The 14521-nt window shown below is 56.8% G+C and carries 11 protein-coding genes and 1 pseudogene; 6 read left to right on the top strand and 6 right to left on the bottom strand.

What is annotated here, in order from left to right:
• Positions 1-42 precede the first annotated feature (42 nt).
• Positions 43-414, top strand: a complete 372-nt coding sequence (locus tag CFter6_RS12235; protein ID WP_061540156.1) for an EF-hand domain-containing protein — start codon at positions 43-45, stop codon at positions 412-414.
• A 134-nt stretch (positions 415-548) separates the two neighbouring features.
• Here CFter6_RS12235 and pdxR read toward each other — a convergent pair whose 3' ends face one another.
• Positions 549-2066: a MocR-like pyridoxine biosynthesis transcription factor PdxR gene (gene pdxR, locus CFter6_RS12230; protein ID WP_061540155.1), complete on the bottom strand. Its 1518-nt coding sequence runs from the start codon at positions 2064-2066 to the stop codon at positions 549-551.
• Between the two features lie 87 nt (positions 2067-2153).
• Here pdxR and CFter6_RS12225 point away from each other — a divergent pair, with 87 nt between their 5' ends.
• The gene (locus CFter6_RS12225; RefSeq protein ID WP_061540154.1) at positions 2154-3857 is read left to right on the top strand and encodes an NAD(P)H dependent flavin oxidoreductase family protein; all 1704 of its coding nucleotides are present in this window, start codon (positions 2154-2156) and stop codon (positions 3855-3857) included.
• Positions 3858-3877: 20 nt separating this feature from the next.
• On the opposite strand, the gene phnY is transcribed toward CFter6_RS12225, so the two are convergent.
• From phnY to psrA, 4 genes and pseudogenes are all read right to left on the bottom strand, one after another.
• A complete protein-coding gene (gene phnY / locus CFter6_RS12220) occupies positions 3878-5335 on the bottom strand; it encodes a phosphonoacetaldehyde dehydrogenase (RefSeq protein WP_061542342.1) in 1458 nt (485 codons plus the stop codon).
• Positions 5336-5416: 81 nt separating this feature from the next.
• A pseudogene (gene phnA / locus CFter6_RS12215) lies at positions 5417-6654 on the bottom strand (phosphonoacetate hydrolase).
• A gap of 126 nt (positions 6655-6780) precedes the next feature.
• Positions 6781-8079: an MFS transporter gene (locus CFter6_RS12210; RefSeq protein WP_061540153.1), complete on the bottom strand. Its 1299-nt coding sequence runs from the start codon at positions 8077-8079 to the stop codon at positions 6781-6783.
• Positions 8080-8238: 159 nt separating this feature from the next.
• Entirely contained in the window at positions 8239-9342 is a 1104-nt protein-coding gene (gene psrA, locus CFter6_RS12205) for an iron-containing alcohol dehydrogenase PsrA (protein ID WP_061540152.1), read from the bottom strand.
• 218 nt (positions 9343-9560) lie between these two features.
• Between psrA and CFter6_RS12200 the strand changes: the two genes are divergently transcribed.
• A complete protein-coding gene (locus tag CFter6_RS12200) occupies positions 9561-10445 on the top strand; it encodes a LysR substrate-binding domain-containing protein (protein WP_061540151.1) in 885 nt (294 codons plus the stop codon).
• 74 nt (positions 10446-10519) lie between these two features.
• Here CFter6_RS12200 and CFter6_RS12195 read toward each other — a convergent pair whose 3' ends face one another.
• Positions 10520-12181 (bottom strand): glycoside hydrolase family 64 protein, encoded by a 1662-nt coding sequence (locus CFter6_RS12195; RefSeq protein ID WP_236904244.1) that lies wholly within the window; start codon positions 12179-12181, stop codon positions 10520-10522.
• A gap of 114 nt (positions 12182-12295) precedes the next feature.
• Here CFter6_RS12195 and CFter6_RS12190 point away from each other — a divergent pair, with 114 nt between their 5' ends.
• From CFter6_RS12190 to CFter6_RS12180, 3 genes are all read left to right on the top strand, one after another.
• A complete protein-coding gene (locus tag CFter6_RS12190) occupies positions 12296-12595 on the top strand; it encodes a DUF1330 domain-containing protein (RefSeq protein WP_061540150.1) in 300 nt (99 codons plus the stop codon).
• A 199-nt stretch (positions 12596-12794) separates the two neighbouring features.
• Positions 12795-13727 carry an NAD(P)-dependent alcohol dehydrogenase gene (locus CFter6_RS12185; protein ID WP_061540149.1) on the top strand — a complete coding sequence of 311 codons (933 nt, stop codon included), beginning with the start codon at positions 12795-12797 and terminating at the stop codon, positions 13725-13727.
• A 2-nt stretch (positions 13728-13729) separates the two neighbouring features.
• Positions 13730-14431, top strand: a complete 702-nt coding sequence (locus tag CFter6_RS12180; protein WP_167351380.1) for a helix-turn-helix transcriptional regulator — start codon at positions 13730-13732, stop codon at positions 14429-14431.
• The last annotated feature ends 90 nt before the right edge of the window (positions 14432-14521 follow it).

Here is a 14521-nt window from a genome sequence, read left to right as displayed (position 1 = left end):
GTCCGGATCGACTATGATGAAGAAAGGCGTATAGGAAATCCTATGAAAAATACATTTTATCTAATGATATTTGCCCTTTGTGCAATAGCAGGCCAGGCACAAGCCAGCGATGCCGCTGCGACCCCGGCCGCGAGCGTGAAACATGGCGTGGAAGGTCCGTTCTTCCCGGCGGCAAGGCCAGCGTCGCCGGCCGCTCCGGCGTCGACCGGCGCAGTACTGCAGGGGCAAGCCATGAGCCGCCTGAAATCAAACTTTGACGCTGCCGACGTCGCCAAGACGGGGGCGCTGACCCAGACGCAGGCGCAGAAGAGCGGGTTGGGTTATGTCGCCAACAATTTCGGCAAGATCGATGTCAACAAAAGGGGCAAGGTGACATTTGACGATGTGAAGCATTACCTGCAGTCGCAACCGTAAACCTGGCGCCCTGGCCAGGAGTGGTAGAGAAGAGCGCAGCCGCCAGCTGGTCGGCTGCGCTTTTTTCGCATCGCTGTAGAAATCCAGTGTTGATGCCAAGACAGCTGTTGCGAGCAACGCCGCCTGCCGGTCACTCATCGCTGTTGTGACGCTTCGTGCAATCGCCCGACCGCCAGCGCCAGTTCATCCGGCGTCATCGACGCAAATCCCAGTCGCAGACCGTTGACCGGTTGATTGAGCGGCGAGAATTGGCGGCCGCTGCGCACGAAGAGTTGTTTGCCGGCGGCATGCCGCACCATTGCATCGACGTCGATATCTTCCCTGAAGGTGGTCCACACGGCCAGTCCGCCTTCGGGATTACGCAGCGTGATGCGCTCTCCGAAATGGCGATGCAAGGATTCCAGCAAGGCGTCCTTGCGGGCGCGATAGAGTCTGGAGACGCGCCGCACATGCCTGCGCAGTTCGCCGTCGGCGATCAGATCGGCCAGCATCTTTTGCATGACGGCGTCGCCGTGGGTGGAGATCAGCAACTGATTTTTGCTCAGCGCGCCGACCAGGTTTTCGGGGCCGACTACAAAGCCGCAGCGAAATGACGAACCCAGCAGCTTCGACAGCGAACCGATATAAATCACGTTGCGCTGTCGTGCATCGCTGGCCAGCGGCAGGTAAGGCCGTCCGTCGAAGTGATATTCGTGGTCGTAGTCTTCTTCGATGATGGTGAAGCGATGCTGCTGCGCCAGCGCCAGCAATTTTTGCCGACGGTCGACACGCAGGCTGACCGTGCTCGGAAACTGGTGATGCGGCGTCAGATAAATCAATCGTACCTGCCGCTGCAGGCATAGCGCCTCGACCTGGTCCACGCGGCAGCCGTCCTGATCGACGTCGACCACTTCAATCTGCGCACCGAGTGCGCGAAATATCGCCCATGCCGGCGGGTAACTGAGCCGTTCCACCAGTACAACATCGCCCGGGCGAAGCAGCGCCCCGGCAGCCAGATGCAGCGCCATCTGCGTGCCCTGCGTAAGGCAGATATTCGATGAGTTGGCTGCCAGGCCACGCGTGGTGCGCAGCATTTCGGCCAGCGTCGTGCGCAACTGCTCGGCCGATTCATGGTTGCCGTACTTGACCCAATCGGATTTGAAGGCAGCTTTCATCGCGTTGCGGTAATAACGATGCAGCACGGCTTGCGGCAGCAGGCGATGATCCGGCGCGCCGTTGTCGAAATACATGGTGTCGCGCGTTCTGCCCGTGCGCGCCGAGAGAACGTAAAGATCGTTGAAGTAAGGCGGCAAATCGAGCGCGATGAAATCCGGCGCAAAGCGTTCGTCGTCAGAGACGCTGCGTTTCTTCTGCGGCTTGTCGGGCGGCGCCGTCTTCGAGGCAAACAGCGTATTGACGAACGTTCCGCGGCGCGGTTCACTGACCAGCCAGCCTTTGATGACGCCTTCTTCGTAAGCCAGGATCACGGTCTTGCGATTGACGTCAAGGATGTCTGCCAGTTCACGCGTGCCGGGCAGGGCGGTTCCCGGCTCCAGACGGCCGCTTTGAATGGCGTCGATGAGGCAGTCGAGGATCTTGCGATAGGAAGCTTTACCGCCTGGATGGTCGAGATCAAGGTTAAGCAAGAGCTGCCATTTTCTCATCTGGACCATGTGGATTATTCAAATCTGGAGGTTTCAATGGTCCTATTCTAACGCCATAATGGTTCGTCACTTATTTCACTAGCGCAAGGGGATACGATGCCAGGCCAACATACCATCACATTGGGACAATCCGGCATCACCTTTGCCGCAGGAGACGAGTTGTTGCTGGATGCGGCGCTGGCCGAAGGCATCTCGATCCCGTTTTCATGCCGCCGTGGCGAGTGCGGATCATGCAAGGTCAAGGTGCTCAGCGGCGCCCATGAAAGCAATCCCTATATCGCTGCCGGTACGCCTTATCCGCTGGCGGGCGATGAGATGCTGCTGTGCCAGAGCCATGCCTGCGGCGACATGTGCATCGACATCCCCGGCTGGTCGCTGGCTGCACAGGCATTGCGCTTTGAAGCCGAGATCCTGAAAAAGGAAATATTAACGCCTGACGTCACGCAACTGGTGCTGGCGCCACGCCGCGCGCAATTGGTGTCCATCAGGGCAGGCCAGTATGTGAAATTTTATCTTGACGACGGTAGCAGCCGTTGCTTTTCTGTCGCCAATATCCCCGCAGACGATGATGGCAAACTTGTCTTCCATATCCGTCGCGTGGCCGGAGGATTTTTTTCGGAGCAGATGCTGGACCGCCTTGCCGTCGGCGACATGCTCAGCATCGAAGGCGCGTTCGGCGCCTGCACCTGGCAACCCGGCGCGCATTCAGCCTTGCTGCTGTTTGCGACCGGCACCGGCTATGCAGGCATCAAGCCGGTTCTGCTGGCTGCGCTGGCTGATCAGGATACGACGCCTGTCGTGTTGTACTGGGGCGGCCCGCGCGTCGATGATTTTTACGACCGGGAATTTCTCGGCCGGCTGTCTGCGCGCAATGCACGCTTCAGCTGGTACGGTGTCGTCAGCTCCGCAAGCCACGTTGTGGAGGGTTTCCGGCAAGGTTATGTGCAAGACTTCGCCGTAACCGATTCTTACGTGTGGCAGAGTGCGCGCGTTTATGCTTGCGGCAATCCGGCCATGGTGGCCGGTGTGCGCGAGCGCTGCATGGCGCTGGGCTTGCAGGCGCATCACTTCATCGCCGAAGCTTTCGTGCCGTCGGGTGCAATTTCGGTGCCGTTGGCGCAGGGCAGTTTCGATCCGGTATGGGAGCGCGTCGGTCCGAAGTATTCGCTCGACGGCATGCTGGCGGCGCGCGAGCAGTCGATCCGCGCGCTCGCGCAAATCGTCGGCAAGCTGCGCGTAGGCATGACTACCGGCGAAGCCGTGGCGATGGCCAACGATCATTTGTGCAGGATGGGGTCCTCGCATACCTGGCATCCGACCTATATCCGTTTCGGCGACGATACTGTCAGAACGCCGCGCCAGGGGGTGGAGCAGGATCGCAGGCTGCGCGACACCGACATTGCCGTGATCGATCTCGGTCCGGTGTGGGACGGTTATGAAGGCGATTTCGGCGACACCGTCGTCTTCGGGGAGAACGGCCTGCACCGCGCCTGCGCGCAGGCGGCGCGCGATGTCTTCACAGCCGCCAAGGAGGCTTGGCAGACCGGCCTGACCGGACGTGAACTATACGATTTCGCCGAAACTGCCGCTGCACGCGGCGGTTGGCAGCTGGAACGCAACCTGGCCGGGCATCGGATATCGGATTTCCCGCATGCCTTGTTCGGCCCGGCCAAACTGGCGGAGATGGAAATCGTGCCGAGCAGCACGGTCTGGGTACTGGAAATCCAGTTGCGCCACCCGACCGAGCCTGTCGGTGCGTTTTATGAGGACATCCTGATCGGCACACCTGGTTCGGCCTGAGCCGGCAGGGCAATTGCCGTTCAGTTCCAGGGCAGGGAATAGGTCTTGGTGTTGCAGAAGCTTTTCATCGCTTCCAGCACGCCTTCCTTGTAGCCGAGGCCAGAGTCCTTGATGCCGCCAAACGGCGTCAGTTCCAGACGATAGCCCGGCACCTCTCTGACGTTGACGCTACCCACTTCCAGTTCGCGGATGAAACGGGTAATGTAGTCCATGCGGTTGGTGCACACCGACGACGACAAGCCATACGGCGTCGAGTTCGAAATCCGGATGGCGTCAGCAATATCGGTGCAGCGGATCACCGGTGATACTGGCCCGAAAGTTTCTTCGGCAACCAGCTTGCAATCTGCCGGCACGTGATCCAGCACGGTCGGCGAGTACACGGCTCCGTTGCGGATATTGCCATACAACAGTTTGGCGCCGTGGCGCTCGGCATCCTTGACCTTGGCTTCGAACTCAATCGCCGCACATTCGTCGATCACCGTTCCCATGTCGTTGTTCGGGTCCATCGGGTCGCCAAACTTTATCGCCCGTGTCTTGGCGACCAGCTTCTCGACAAATTCATCCGCCACCGCCTGGTGCACGATCATGCGTTTGATCGCGGTACAACGCTGGCCGGAATTCTTGTACGATCCCGACACCGCCAGGGTCGCCGCTTCTTCGATATCGGCATCTTCCATCACGATGATCGGATCGTTGCCGCCTAACTCCAGCACCTGGCGCTTGTAGACGGCCTTGCCGGCGATGTATTTCCCGATCGGCACGCCGCCGGTGAAGGTGACCAGGTCGACATCGGGATTGGTCAGCATTTCGTCGGCGATTTCTTTCGGATCGCCGGTCACAACCGAAAACATTTCCGGGGGCAATCCGGCTTCGTACAATATATCTGCCAGCAGCAAGGCGGAAAACGGCGTCTTCTCGGTCGGTTTCAACACCATCCGGTTGTTCGTCGCAATCGATGGCGCCACCTTGTGCGCGACCTGGTTCAGTGGATGATTGAACGGCGTAATGGCCGAGATTGCGCCGAGCAACGGCTCTTTCATGGTGTAGACCTTGCGCTGCTTGCCATGCGGCGTCAGGTCGCAGGAAAATACCTGGCCGTCGTCCACCAGCGCCTGATTGGCGGCAAATACGAAGACATCGCAGGCACGGCCAACTTCATACAGCGAATCCTTCTTGCACAGTCCGGCTTCGGCGGTGATCAGGTCGGAAACGGCATCGGTATTGGCGCGCAGTATTTCCGCGGCGCGCAACATGATCTTGGAGCGTTCGAAGCGCGTCAGCGTCGATTTGAACTGACGCGCGGTACGGAAGGCATCGCGTATATCGCCGACCGTCGCTTTCGGAATTGTCCCGACCAGCTTGCCGTTGTAGGGATTGAGTACCTCGATCAGGCGCTCGTTGCCTGCCAGCCTGCCGGCAATCCGCATCTTCTGACGCAGTGGTTCGCCTTCTTTGATTTTTTTCAATTCGCTTAGCATCGACATTTCATCTCCAGATTAATTAATCGCCGGCATCACTGCCGGATACCATTCGTTTCGCCCAGCGGCGCAATACAGAACTCAGGCGGCAGCATTCATCGCCAGGTAAAACACGTCGAAATTGCGCAACCGGTGGTCAGAAGGAATCGCCCCAAGCTTGCGATTGAACATCAGTGGCACACGCTGCTCCGAGATGCCGCCATGCGAGCGCAATGGCAACTTCAGCTCGGACAGGTCGTGGCGGCTGGCAGAAGTGCCGATCACCGTCAGGCGTTCGCTGACTACCACCAGGTCGCCGATACGGTCCTCGGGCAGCTCAAAGCGGGCAGCGGCTTCTGCGCGCGTCAACACCAGTTCGATGCCAGGAATCGCGCGCACCTGCTGTGAAACGCTCGCCAGGTTCGCGCCATCATTCAGGTATACGGTGGCGTAAGAGCCCAATGCGCCGTGGTGCACGACATAGGGATCGGTAATCGGCAAGATGACGCGGGTTCTGCCATTGCCGACATTGCCGACATTGGCGTCCAGCAGGTCCTGCAGATAAATTACGTTAGGCGTGCCGGCGCTGTCGGTCTTGGCGTTCATGCCATGATCGGCGGTCAGGCCGATCACCGCGCCCAGCGCATCGAGCTGGGTCAGGTAGTGATCCATCATGGCGTAAAAGGCATTGGCGCCCGCCGTGCCGGGGCAAACTTGTGCTGGATGTAATCGGTGGTGGAAAGATACATGAGGTCCGGACGTTGCGTTTCCAGCAGCTTGACGCCGGCGGCGAATACAAACTCCGACAATTCGGCGCTATACACCGACGGCAACGGCATGCCGACCAGTTCCAGCAGATTCTCCACGCCGTTTTGCTCTAGCGTGGCCTGATCGGCCTTCTCTGCCGAGAAACAGATGCCGCGCATCTTGTGGCCAAGCAAACTGCGCAATTTATCCTTGGCAGTAATTACGGCAACCTTGGCGCCAGCGTCGGAGAAGGCCGCAAATATCGTACCGGCGCGCAGGTATTTGGCGTCATTCATCATGACTTCCTGATTTGCTTCGCGGTCCAGGAAATAATTGCCGCAGATGCCGTGCACCGAAGGCGGTGCTCCGGTGACTATCGACAGGTTGTTCGGGTTGGTGAAGCTGGGCACTACGCAGTCGCCGGTAAGCACGGTTCCCTGGGCTGCCATCTTTTTCAGGAATGGGGTGACGCCAGCCTGGATTGCCTGATTGATATATTCCTGTTCACAACCGTCGACACATACGACGACGACAGGCTGAGCCATCCACGGGTAACTGCGGCCGTTGACCTGCAGGGTTTTATTGCCAGACATGATTTAACCTTTCGGGTTTTTTGGGAATAAGGGAGCTGCAGCTGCAAGCACACAAAGCCTGCGGCAGGGACCGGCTGTCTTATGCTGCGGACCGACAAGCAGGCATGAGACGGCCGGGCAGCCCTGCTAGCGTTTGATGAACATCGCAACAAACGCACTGATTACGCAGCTGACGGCGACAATTGGAAAGATCAGTGCGGTATTTCCTGAGTGATCCAGCAATCGTCCGATCAGCGGCTCACCAAGGCCTGCAAACAGATACGATGAAAAATTCATGATGCCTGTGGCGGTGCCGGCGCGACGCGAGCCGACAAGATCCGGACATAATGCCCAAAACGATGATGCTGGCCCGTACACAAAAAAACCGCAGAGGAATAACGCCATGACTCCAAGCATCGAATGGCCGGGGATGGCAAACATCCAGACGCTGGTTATCGCTCCCAGCACCATGTAGAGCATGATCGCCTTATATCTCTTCGAACCGAACAATTTGTCCGATATCCAGCCGTTGCTGAGCGCGCCGATGGCCATTCCCACAGGAAGAGCGACGCTGATCCACTTGGGATCAATAAAAGCGTCCGGCGACTTCGCCCAGTTCGATCCGAAAAAATGGACGGGAACCCAGACAATGAGCCCGTATCTCGCCGCGTTCTGAAAACCCAGGGAGAGGGCCGCCACGATCAAGCGCCAGTTATTCAACACGGCCTTATACCGTGTCCAGGAAGATTCCTGTTGCTCGTCGTGGATAGCGTGCGCCGCATCTCCCTGGTTGGCAACGCCGGTGTCCAGCGGCTTGAAACCCAAGTCTTCCGGCCGTTCGCGCGCAACCAGATAGAAGAATATGCCGCCGCCAAGCATTAAAAGAACGGGGATCCGGAATATCCATCGCCAGTCAAGATGCATGACGTCGAGCACGACAATCGACGTGACATAAGAAAGTACAGAGGCGCAACCGGCGGCGAACACATAGAAACCATATACTTTCCCGCGTTCGCCGATGCCCCACCAGTTTGACAGCAAGCGGCTGCCTGGCGCCCAGCCTAACGCTTGAAAGTAGCCGTTGACTCCCCATGGAACGATAAGGGTCGCATATCCGCTCGAAAAGCTGACGATCCAGTTGGCCAGGCAGGAAAGAATGGCCCCTAAACTCATGATCCGGCGGCCGCCGAACTTGTCGGCGAGATTGCCGTTGATTGCCTGTCCGATGGCATACGCCCACAACATCGCACTGGATACCCAGCCCAAGGTCTCCTTGGAAAAGCCAAATTCCTTTTGGATGCCTGGAATGGCAAAACCAAAGGTCTGCCTGCCGGTGTAGAAAAACAGATAACAAAGCATCGCCGCAAGCAGCATTCTCCATTGCGCCCGGCGAAAGCTGGAGTCGGTTGCCGCGAGCGGCTCCGACGCCGTATAGACGTAACTCATTGCATGTCTCCTTTATAGAGGTTAACCGGGTTGCTACTCCTCCGGAAAACCTCATTCCTGTTTGGTTGGAAAAGGTAATTTTTATTATGTAATCGATATGGATACTGCGGTGTTGCAGGCTTCTTGTCCTCCCATGGAAATGTAAAAATCGTCAGCTGTTCATGGCAAAGCGACAGCGGCCTTTGCACCGATAAAATTTTTCCCGCGCGCGCCCTGCATAGCATGCTGCACCATCTCCTGCGCCTCTTCGTCCGAAACGCCATAGTCGGAAAATTCGGTCTGCACTTCCAGCTGGTGCAGGAAATTCCGCAAGCGCTCTACCGCGGGTTTCCGGTCGCTGTTGAACGCTTTCTGCAAGGCGGCGTCTCTATCGGGACGCTCGCCCCATGCCATGCCGAGGACCAGGGGGAGGGTGAACGAGCAGGCTATGCCATGCGGCAAGCCGTAGCGCAGGGTCATCTCGTACGAAATGGAGTGAGCAAGAGCGGTTTTGGTGTTGGAGAATGCCAGTCCTGCCTTCATCGCTGCAAGCGCCATGGACGATCGCAGCGCCCGGTTGTCGAGTTCCTTGGCAAGTAGCGGCAGGCAAGCCATGATTTCGTGGATCGCGCCGATCGCAAAGGCGTCGGAAACCGGATTCGCATTGACGTTCCAGATCGATTCCAGCGCGTGCGACAAGGCGTCCAGTCCGGTGGAAACGGTAATCGACCTGGGCAGGGTAAGCATCAGCTCCGGGTCGACGATAGCCGCTTTGGGCCAGGTGCAATCCAGGTGCAGCGAGTATTTCTTTTGTTTGGCGGCATCCCAGATCGTGGCCCACGGCGTTACTTCGCTGCCCGTGCCCGCGGTCGTCGGGATGGCAATCAGCGTCTTCACCCGGCTTGGCGTGAACTGCTTGCCGCCGGCAAGCAGGGCCAGCAGCTCATCGAAGCTTCCGCCTTCCGTGCCAACCATCAATGCCTTGGCGGTATCGATAGCGCTGCCGCCGCCCAGCGCCACAACCGTATCGCATGCATGTTCGTCCTGCCAGAACCGGTCGTACATTTCCGCCAGCTGGGCAACATCCGGATTAGGGCGGACATTTTCAATGGCATAAACCAGCTGGTCGCCCAGCAAGTCCTCCAGTTTTTTAAGCAGGCCTAAGGAGCGCGCTTCGGGAAACGTCACGACCACCACCTTTGCGCCGCCGACGATACGGGGCAGTTCTTCAAGGCTGCCCAGACCGAAGTGGGTTGCGACGGGATTGCAGAACCGGTGTGTCATCGATGTCTCCTGTTTATTGGTTATGGACTTTTAGTAAATAGATTGTCGGTGCGCCCATCGCATAGTACAAATCGATTATTCTTCTATTTCTATCGTTTTAACCGATAATGAAAAATTGTCATATTTGAATGGCATATATGTACTTTGGGGATATGGCCGCGGGAAATGACAGGACGGCCATATGGCCACTGAGGAAGATGTGTTTCTGAAGGATCTTTATGTACCAGTACCATAAATGGATTCGTTCGTTCCATGCCGTAGCCAAAACACACAGTTTCACCGCCGCCGCGGCCTACCTGAGAATAGGCCAGCCAACCGTCAGCGAGCAAGTCAAGGCGCTGGAAAGCAGGTTTGCCGTCGAACTGTTCCACCGCCGCGGCCGGCATGTCGAATTGACCGATGCGGGCCGGCGGCTGTACGAAATTACTGAAGGGATTTTCGGTCAGGAAGACGAAGCGGTTCAGCTATTGCAAAGCTTGCATTCCCAAAAAACAGGATTGCTGCGTATCGGGGCAGTTTCACCGCCTGTCGTGATGAACCTGACCTACGATTTAATGCGCAAGCATCCGGGCATTGAATTCGCGATCTCCATCAACACGGAAAAAGAAGCGCTCGCCAGGCTCTATGATTTCACCATCGACATAGCAATCCTGGCTTTCATAGAAACGGACAAGCGATTGCACGTCGTGCCGTACCGGACCTATCCTATTGTCGCGGTGGTCAGGGAAGACCACGCCTGGGCGAGCAGATCGTCGGTACCGCTGGCGAGCATAAAAAACGAAGCTGTCATCATGCGTGAACCCGGCTCCAAGACGAGAGAATTGCTCGAGAACGCGTGCCGGAAACAGGGCATCCAGATCAATTGTGTAATGGAACTGAATAGCCGGGAAGCCACCATGCATGCGATTGCGGAAGGCTTGGGCATTGGCTTCGTATCCGAGATCGAATACATGGCGATACCGGGAACCAAAGCGATCAAGCTTAGAGATGCACCGGTAACCATTGACTATTACATGTGCTCACTCGTCGTGCGAAAAAATCGGCCGCTCATCAGGAACGTACTTGAGTCGGAAACCTTGCAGAAGACCGTTCGTAAAAAATAGTCCGGCGGGTCACTTGACGTCGCAGCCCGCCGAATGGCGGGCTGCGTGCGTTTTACGTGCACGTCTGCGCGCATCTACCAGCCGATAGTGACTGTTGCCGTAGTAGGCGCCGAAGTATGAAGAGATGAACTGAATCCCCATACGTCATCGTAAGCAAAGCCGTAGGCCAGCTTGTTCACGCTATGATCATGCCAGAATTTCGAGAAGTAATTGGATACCTGTCCGTTCGGATAGAAGTAAGCCGCGTTACTCCAGTGCGCGGGATCTTCGACGACGTGGCGATTGATTGCCGCAGTCATTTGCGCCTGGATTTGCAGTTGCTTGTCGTAAGCCGGTGTTCCCGGCGTGGTTCCGGATCCGTCGTTCAATGCGCCGCTGCCTAACAATGCCATTGCGGTGGTAGGGCGGTTATTGATGTAGTAGCTTCCTTGTCCATCGGTGAACTGGAAGCGATTGCCGACAACGCGGCCGGAAAATGTTCCCTGTTGATCCGTGAACGTCAGAGTTTGCGTGCTGTATTTGTTCCAGAGAGATGCAATATAGCTGTCCAGATAGTTGCCGTTGGCGCCGCCGTTATTGAAGCTTGCGTGGGCAGGAGCAATAATGCGGTACGGCGCATATGGCGCCTGGGCCAGGCCTTTGAACTCATCAGGAACTTCCGCCAGATATTTTTGAAACAGTGCGGCGCGCGTATCTGTTTCTCCAACTGTCTGGTCGTAGCCATCGAGTCCCTGAAGGCGCAGCAAGACGGGGAAGCCGAATTGATCTACCCGGGTGGTATTGCCGAAAAATCCCTGGTTTGGAACGATCGCCATTTCGACGAAATCGAAGGTCACGTCAATATTCGGATCCGACGGATTTTCGATATTGGCGCCGGCATAGCCAATATTGCCGTTCACGTCCTGGTTGACTTTGATATACATGGGACTTCCCACGCTGAGCAGCAGGCGCGCCGAATTTATCGGCGGAATGGTGACCGATTTTCCTTGCGCCAGCGAATGGAAATAGTTTGTATATCCTTGTCCATTCTTGTTCAAGGCTCCGTTGTCGCCGATACCCATGGGGATCAGGTTTCCGCCCGTATCCACATACACGAAGCGGCCGCTGTTCCAGTCCTTGCCGATGATTGCCCAATAAACCTGGCTATCCGGATATGCGCCTCGCGTGCCATTGACCAGATTGAATGTAGTGAGACCGCTCCAGTTTCCTGCGGATGGCGGCGGTGGCGGCGGAGGTGGATTTCCGGCGCCCACGGTAAAGTTGAAGGCGGGGGTATTGTATGCAGGCGTCCCATTATTGTACGTAAACCAGTATTTGATGTTGCTGCCGGTGCCGACGCTGTTTATTCCCTGAACATAGCGGCCGTTGGCACTGCTGGTGCGGAGGTTTTGAAGATCGCCGCCGTTGAGCTGGTAATGTATATCGACCCAGCTGGTATTAACATTGGACTGGAACCACACAGTGGCGCTGCTTCCTGCTACATCGACGCCTTGAGAATAGTCATTCGTGGATTGTGCCTGCGCCTGAGTCATGAAGAGAAACAAGCTCGCCAATATACTGACGAAGTAGAGCGCTGTTCGTTTCATCGGATCCCTTTTCTTGATGTTTGAAGCCACTCGAGAGATGCAGGCATTGCCTGGATAACGGACAATGACCTGCGAAGAAAACATCGCGTACGCCTGGTTGATGATTTCGGCCGGTGTGAACAGGTGCGATCCAATGTTGATTTTCGGCAAGCTTATAACATTGACACTAGTGGGAATGTCAAGAAAAACCGTCTCTTGACGTCGGTGCCGCGTGACGCCGACGTCAAGCCGTCAATTAGTGTCTGTCACATTAAAGGAGTGAAAATGAACAAGGGATATTGGGTAGTTGCGTATCGATCGATATCGGACGAGTCGGCATTGAAAGCATACGGCGCGCTGGCCGGAGTGGCGATTGCTGCGAACGGCGGAACCATCTTGGCGCGCACCTCGGACGGACTCGAGGTGCACGAAGCGGGCCTGAAGCAGCGCACGGTCCTTGTCGAATTCTCCAGCTTTGAACATGCGCAACGGACATATGCCAGCGAGGCCTACCAAGCAGCACTGCGAGTGCTGGGGACCGCTGCCGAGCGTGATTTCCGTATTGTCGAGGGTTCCGGTCAGTAACTGTGCGAGCGCATGAATGGTGCCTGACGGCATTTTTCCCTACGCAGAAGGGCGGGAGCAGCCATCATGGTGCCAGAAATTGGCACCATGGTGAACTAGACTGCGTTTCCCGACACAACAAAAGAGAACCATCCATGACTACACATACTCAGCAAACCACCCGGTTTTGCCTCGCTGAACCAGAGGGATATGGCCTGCCATGAAACGTATCCAATATAACAAGTACGGCGGCCCGGAACTGATGCGGCTCGACGACTTCGAAGTGGCCGCGCCGGGTAAAGGCGAAGTGGCCGTGAAGGTCAAATTTGCAGCCATCAACCCAATCGACTGGAAACTGCGCAATGGCCAGATGAAGATTGTTACGGGAAATACCTTCCCCCGCGCGATGGGCATGGACTTCTCTGGGGTGGTGACCGAGATCGGTGCAGGCGTGACGCGCTTTCGTCCGGGGGACGCCGTGTTCGGTCTAGCCCGTTTCAAGGAGAGCGGCGCCCTGGGTCAGGCTGTGGTGACCAAAGAAGCCTTCTTGGCAAAGAAGCCCGACGAAGTTTCTTTCGAGGATGCGGCTTGCATCGGCACTCCGGGTATAACGGCCTGGAACGGTTTGGTAGATAAGGCGAAGCTGAGCGCTGGCCAACACGTTTTCGTCAATGGCTGCGCTGGTGCAGTGGGCGAAGCGACCGTGCAGATAGCGCGTATGTTCGGGGCCTCGGTTGCAGGCAGCTGCAGCGCAGGGTCGATGGAACGGGTACGCTCGCTCGGCATTCAAACCGTCTTTGACTATCGAGCCACCGTTTTATCGGCGATCGGTGAACGTTACGATGTGGTGTACGACACAGCCGCCACGATGACCACCGAGATAGGACTCAGCCTGCTGAAAAAGGATGGTGTGTTCCTCGACCTCAACCCAACCCCGGGCAAGTTCATCCGTTCGATCTTTAACCGCCGACTGAAGCCGATTGTGGGTACGCCGAGGCCCGACATTCTCGATAGCCTTGCCGATGCCGCAAGAAAAGGAAAATTTCGACTGCCGATCGCCAGAGTCGTACCTTTGGGGGACGCGATCCAACTGATCACCGAGCTTGAGGCAGGTCTTAAGCTCAGTGGAAAATGCCTCGTCGTAATGGATTGAGCATGTCGCGAAGCCATCGGTTATTCGACCTTTTGCAAGTCCTTCGCCGACACCGTGGAACGGTGTCCGGTGAGGTACTTGCACGCGAGGTTGGCGTATCGCTACGCACCATCCGTCGCGACATTGCGACACTGCAAGCATTAGGTGCTGATATCAATGGTGAGCCAGGTATTGGTTACATACTCCGACCAGGCTTCCTTCTGCCGCCGCTGTCCTTCACGGCAGAAGAAATTCATGCACTTGCGGCCGGCGCCCAATGGGTCAGCCGCCAAACGGATGATGCCCTGGCGCATGCCATGCTGAACGCGATTGCAAAAATCGATGCAGTGCTTCCGTCAGAAATGAGACGAGCGCTGGATGACAATGCGCTGTATATCAGTCGGCAAAGCGAAGATACAGGGGTTGATCTGGCGCGGGTTCGACAGATGCTACGCGAGCAGCGCAAAATGCACATCGCGTATAGAGAAGAAGACGGGCCCGTGCTGGAGCAAACGATCTGGCCGATCATGCTCGGTTTCGTGGAGTCACGGTGGTCCATTGCTGCCTGGTGCGAGTCGCTTGGCGATTTTCGTCGCTTTCGTGCCGACTGCATTGTGACGGTAGATTTTTTGGATGAGCACTATCCCGGTACTCGCCGGCAATTGGTCAAGGAATGGCAGGCTCAGGAAGGGCATCCCTGCAAGCGACGAAAAAGCGCCTGCTAAATCTCATCTAGCTGAATTGGGTTTCAAGGAGTCTTACGACAGGGTGGCGGCGTTCGCCAGGCAATGGAGGGAAGGTCAAAACTGAGCGGG

The sequence above is a fragment of the Collimonas fungivorans genome (assembly GCF_001584145.1).
Lineage (GTDB): Bacteria > Pseudomonadota > Gammaproteobacteria > Burkholderiales > Burkholderiaceae_D > Collimonas > Collimonas fungivorans.
The sequence above is the reverse complement of the archived record's forward strand: the minus strand, read 5'-3'. Positions and strand labels throughout refer to the sequence as shown.

What these genes read in the sequence shown, in the direction of transcription:
- CFter6_RS12235 (WP_061540156.1), top strand. Translation starts at nt 43, where the DNA reads ATGAAAAATACATTTTATCTAATGATATTTGCCCTTTGTGCAATAGCA.
- pdxR (WP_061540155.1), bottom strand. Translation starts at nt 2,066, where the DNA reads ATGGTCCAGATGAGAAAATGGCAGCTCTTGCTTAACCTTGATCTCGAC.
- CFter6_RS12225 (WP_061540154.1), top strand. Translation starts at nt 2,154, where the DNA reads ATGCCAGGCCAACATACCATCACATTGGGACAATCCGGCATCACCTTT.
- phnY (WP_061542342.1), bottom strand. Translation starts at nt 5,335, where the DNA reads ATGCTAAGCGAATTGAAAAAAATCAAAGAAGGCGAACCACTGCGTCAG.
- CFter6_RS12210 (WP_061540153.1), bottom strand. Translation starts at nt 8,079, where the DNA reads ATGAGTTACGTCTATACGGCGTCGGAGCCGCTCGCGGCAACCGACTCC.
- psrA (WP_061540152.1), bottom strand. Translation starts at nt 9,342, where the DNA reads ATGACACACCGGTTCTGCAATCCCGTCGCAACCCACTTCGGTCTGGGC.
- CFter6_RS12200 (WP_061540151.1), top strand. Translation starts at nt 9,561, where the DNA reads ATGTACCAGTACCATAAATGGATTCGTTCGTTCCATGCCGTAGCCAAA.
- CFter6_RS12190 (WP_061540150.1), top strand. Translation starts at nt 12,296, where the DNA reads ATGAACAAGGGATATTGGGTAGTTGCGTATCGATCGATATCGGACGAG.
- CFter6_RS12185 (WP_061540149.1), top strand. Translation starts at nt 12,795, where the DNA reads ATGAAACGTATCCAATATAACAAGTACGGCGGCCCGGAACTGATGCGG.
- CFter6_RS12180 (WP_167351380.1), top strand. Translation starts at nt 13,730, where the DNA reads ATGTCGCGAAGCCATCGGTTATTCGACCTTTTGCAAGTCCTTCGCCGA.